The organism is Marinovum algicola, assembly GCF_900109145.1.
GTDB lineage: Bacteria > Pseudomonadota > Alphaproteobacteria > Rhodobacterales > Rhodobacteraceae > Marinovum > Marinovum algicola.
Genome location: NZ_FNYY01000054.1, coordinates 1 through 4246 on the forward strand (window position 1 = coordinate 1; position 4246 = coordinate 4246).

Here is a 4246-nt window from a genome sequence, read left to right on the forward strand (position 1 = left end):
TTTGCTTGCATCGACAGGTTTGCGGATTTCGGAGGCTTTGTCCCTCCGGTGCGACGACTTGACGGAAGATGGTCTCATGATCCGGAAGGGCAAGTTCGGCAAAAGCCGCCTCGTGCCGATACATGCCTCGACCCGCGCTGCTCTGGAACGGTATCTCGAAGCCCGCAATGGCGTAGGTAATGCGGGCGATGATCTTTTCGTTCTTGGCCATGGCCGTGCCCCGACGGCGACCAGGGTCCACGTGGTCTTCGTCCGGATCGTGCGGAAGCTCGGATATCGCACTCCGACTGGTCCCGGACCCCGGCTGCACGATCTGCGCCATACATTCGCGATGCGATCTCTGGAGGCCTGCGGGAACGATCTGCAGTCGGTTTTGCGGCACATGAAGGCTCTGAGCACCTATCTCGGCCATGTCGATATCGCCAGCACCTATTGGTACCTTGAGGCCACGCCAGTGCTGCTGAAGATGATTGCATCGACCGCCGAAGAGACCTGGATCGGAGGTGCAGCATGACCCCGCTCGCTCCCGATCTTTCGGCCTTCCTGCAAACCCATCTCCCGGGCGAGTGCGGTGCAAGCCGACATACCATCGCAGCCTATGCCCACGCGTTCACTCTTCTGCTGCGGTTTGCCGCTGGACGGCTCAAGCGCTCCCCTTCGGAACTCGCAATCGAAGACCTCGATGTCCAGATAATCAGGGCGTTCCTTGAACACATCGAGGTAGGGCGCGCCAATTCCGCCCGGTCCCGCAACGCGCGGCTGGCGGCGATCAAATCGTTCTTCCGTTTCGTCGAACATCGCCACCCGGCATGCCTTGAACAGGCGATGATGATCCGGGCCCTGCCGATCAAGCGGTCGGATACAAGGCTCATCGACTACCTGACCCGGGAAGAACTCCAGGCTCTGCTTGCCGCACCGAACCGCCATACGCTTGGCGGATTGCGTGACCGGGCGATGCTGCATCTGGCCTATGCTGCGGGCTTGAGGGCGTCCGAGCTGCTCGCAGTGCGAATGGGCGATTTTCCTGAAGGCTCGTTTTCCAGCGTGCGGATTCTTGGCAAGGGTCGGCGGGAGCGGATTCTGCCGCTCTGGAAGGAGACCCAGGCCGCCATTCGCGCGTGGCTGGCTGTCCGGCCAGGGAATGCGGGGCCGGAACTGTTCCTGAACCGTGATGGTCGCCAGATGACACGGGACGGGTTCGCCTACAGGCTCAGGCAGCATGTGGTGACAGCCGAACGCGCGGCGCCGTCGATCGCCGCAAAGCACGTCACCCCGCATGTGCTGCGGCACAGTTGCGCGATGCACACGCTTCAGGCCACCGGCGATGTCCGCAAGGTCGCGCTCTGGCTCGGCCATGCCAGCATCCAGACAACGGAGATGTATCTGCGCGCGGACCCGACCGAGAAGCTCGCGCTCTTGGATGCCCATCACGCACCGTTGATCAAACCGGGCAAGTTCCGGGACCCCTCGGACAAGCTGATGCAGATATTGGCGGCGGCCACGCAGCGTTCCTGACTGAACGCGTAACAACTGGCGTCCCGCTTCCGGCGGGGCGCTATTCCATCACATAGCCGAGCGCCCGATAGCCTGCACGACGCTTGGCCGCCATTCTGGACAGGACCGGAACCGAACTGTCGACATAATCGACCACCAGGACGTCTTTCTTTCCGTCATGCTGCCGATGCAACCTGCCGACATATTGCGCCAGCGTGCCTTTCCAGGCGATCGGCATCGTCAGGAACAGGGTGTCGAGCCGCGCATCATCGAAGCCCTCACCGATATAGCGCCCTGTCGCGAGGATCAGCCGTTCCTCATCGTCATCGACAGTCAGCGCCGCATGCGCGGCCTTCCGGTCCTTTGCGGACATGCCGCCACGGAGCACGGCGATGTTCTTCGCAAATCGGGAGAATCGCTGATGAAGATACTGGAGGTGATCCTTCCGTTCGGTCAGCACGATCGGCGAGCGTTTGGCCTCCAGTGATTTCAGCACATCGTCGAAGATCAGATCGTTTCGAGCAAGGTCCTCCGCTAAAGCGGCATAAATTGCAGGTATGGATGGGCGCTCCGCCATGGCGAGGGGCTCCGGCAAACGGAATCTCGTGTGACGTTCACGCGCCCGATGGTGAATGCCGCTTTCGGCGGCCTGCGATTTGGCGCTCACCTGATGGCGCACGGGGCCGCATTGCATGAAGATGATCGGATGATGTCCGTCTTTTCGGGCGACGGTCGCCGACAACCCGGTGACGTAGCGCGCCTTCGATCTGCGGGCGACCAGTTCAAAGCTTGACGCAGACAGATGATGGCATTCATCGACGATAAGGTGTCCGTAGTCGGCAACAATGTCGTCTACTTCGCCTTTGCGGACCAGGCTCTGGATCAGCGCCACGTCGATCACACCGGTAGGTTTGCGTTTGCCGCCGCCGATGGTGCCGATCAGCTTCGGGTCGATCTGCAGAAAGGACTTCAGCCGCTCGACCCATTGGTTTAGCAGTTCCCGGCGGTGAACCAGCACCAGCGTATTGCGTGCACGATGTGCGATCAGCGCCGCGGCCACGACCGTTTTACCGAATGCGGTCGTGGCGGCAAGCACACCGGTATCGTGTTCGGCCAAGGCGTCAAACGCGCGCGATTGCGGCGGGCGAAGTTCGCCACGGAAGCGGACCGTCTCCGGCAAGCGGGTTCCATCCTCGCGCAAATCGTCCAGATCGGCTGTCGCATCGTGATCGGACAGGAACCCGATCACTTCGTCGAAGCAGCCGCGCGGCAGCGCAACGTGTCGGGGATGCAGTTCGGCACAGGAGACAATTCGCGGCTTGCCGAATGTCGGCAGCCGCATCGCTTGCGCGCGATAGAATTCTGGGTTCTGGAACGCGGCCAGCCGCACCAGTTGGGCAATCATGGCCGAAGGCAGCTCTGACCGGTCGATATAGATCTGGTCCGAGACTGTCACCTTGATGGTTTGCGGGATGGGCACATCCAGACGTCGCGGCGTGCTGCGGCGTGACGGAGACATCTTCCAGGGCTCATTCGCCTGCTCGTCATCCACCGGCATGCGCACGCCCAACACCCGCCCGGAAAGCTCCGCCGTTTCGACGAGGTCACTCACCGCTGCCGCCGACATTCTCGGCAGGGAAGACAAAAAGGCCCACTGATCGTCAAATGGCCGCATACCCGCGTCCACAAAGACGCTGTTGCCAGCCTTGCGCGCAGTGTTCTGGAGCGGCAGTGCGATAAGATTGCCGAAACCGCCGAGCGGCATGATATCCTGGTTTGGAAACAGCCGGTCATAGGAGGCAAAGCCAATCTCCGGCCGCCTTTCCATCGTTTCCGTGATCAGGACCGATCCGAGCTGGCGCGCCAGACGGGCGGACACGGGTTCAGAGAAGAAGATCCAGACATGACCGCCGTTGCCCGATCTCGACCGCTCCAGCGCTGCTGGGACTCTCTTTGCCCGGCAGGTTTCCAGCAGCGCACTAGCGTCTTCCGCCCAGGATGCCTTGTCAAAATCCGCAGCAAGGAACCAGCAAGTATCACCCTGGAGAAGCGGGTAGACGCCGGCGACAAAATCCCCGCTTCGGCCATCATCACCGCGCAGGTGTTTTTCCATGATGTGCTCATTCGGCGGGATGAACTTCTGATGCGGGCACTCGCCGCATTTGACCTTCGGCTTGCCGCAAATGCCTTTCACCCATTCGTTGGCACAAGCAGGCGAATATCCTGAGCGTTCGGTCTTCCTGTTTTCCCATCGCACAGGAAACACGTCAGGCCGACCGGCGAATAGACTTCGGAACAGGTCGACCTTTTCATGCGACGGCGAACTGTTCGTCACCGGAGCGTCCTCGAAGGAAGGCTGTTTCACGGCTGGCGCGTGCTCTGCGGCGAGGCGAACCTCGAGGGACGCCATCTCGCGCTGAAGCCGCTGCCGTTCGGCATCCAGATCGGCCAGACGCGCTCGAACCCGCGCCATTTCCTCCCCGATGTCGCTCTTTTCTGCCACCCGCGGTTTCCACCCAATCTTTTCCCTTCCGCCAAGCATAAAGCGCGAAACGGACTGGCGTAAGCGGGTCTTCCCGATCGTCAGCACGGCCACTGAGCGGAGAGTTGGAGGGGGAGTTCATGGAAGATGTCCTTCTGCGGTTGAGAGCAGAGGCGTCATGATTATCCAAAGTGGAAACCCGAAAATGAATCAGCAGAACAACAGGTTGAAATCCCGAACTCCGCATAACGGTGACGCGGCATATTACGT

General features: G+C 61.0%; 3 protein-coding genes. 2 read left to right on the forward strand and 1 reads right to left on the reverse strand.

Annotation, left to right across the window (positions count from 1 at the left end; genetic code table 11):
- Positions 1–58 precede the first annotated feature (58 nt).
- Entirely contained in the window at positions 59–514 is a 456-nt protein-coding gene (locus tag BMW90_RS25975) for a tyrosine-type recombinase/integrase (protein ID WP_244526643.1), read from the forward strand.
- On the forward strand, positions 511–1515 hold the full coding sequence (locus BMW90_RS25980; protein WP_074840682.1) for a tyrosine-type recombinase/integrase: 1005 nt from the start codon (positions 511–513) through the stop codon (positions 1513–1515). Before BMW90_RS25975 ends, BMW90_RS25980 begins: the two co-directional genes overlap by 4 nt.
- A 40-nt stretch (positions 1516–1555) precedes the next feature.
- Here the strand turns inward: BMW90_RS25980 and BMW90_RS25985 are convergent, their stop codons facing one another.
- Positions 1556–3997, reverse strand: a complete 2442-nt coding sequence (locus BMW90_RS25985; RefSeq protein WP_074840684.1) for a TOTE conflict system archaeo-eukaryotic primase domain-containing protein — start codon at positions 3995–3997, stop codon at positions 1556–1558.
- Positions 3998–4246: the final 249 nt, after the last annotated feature.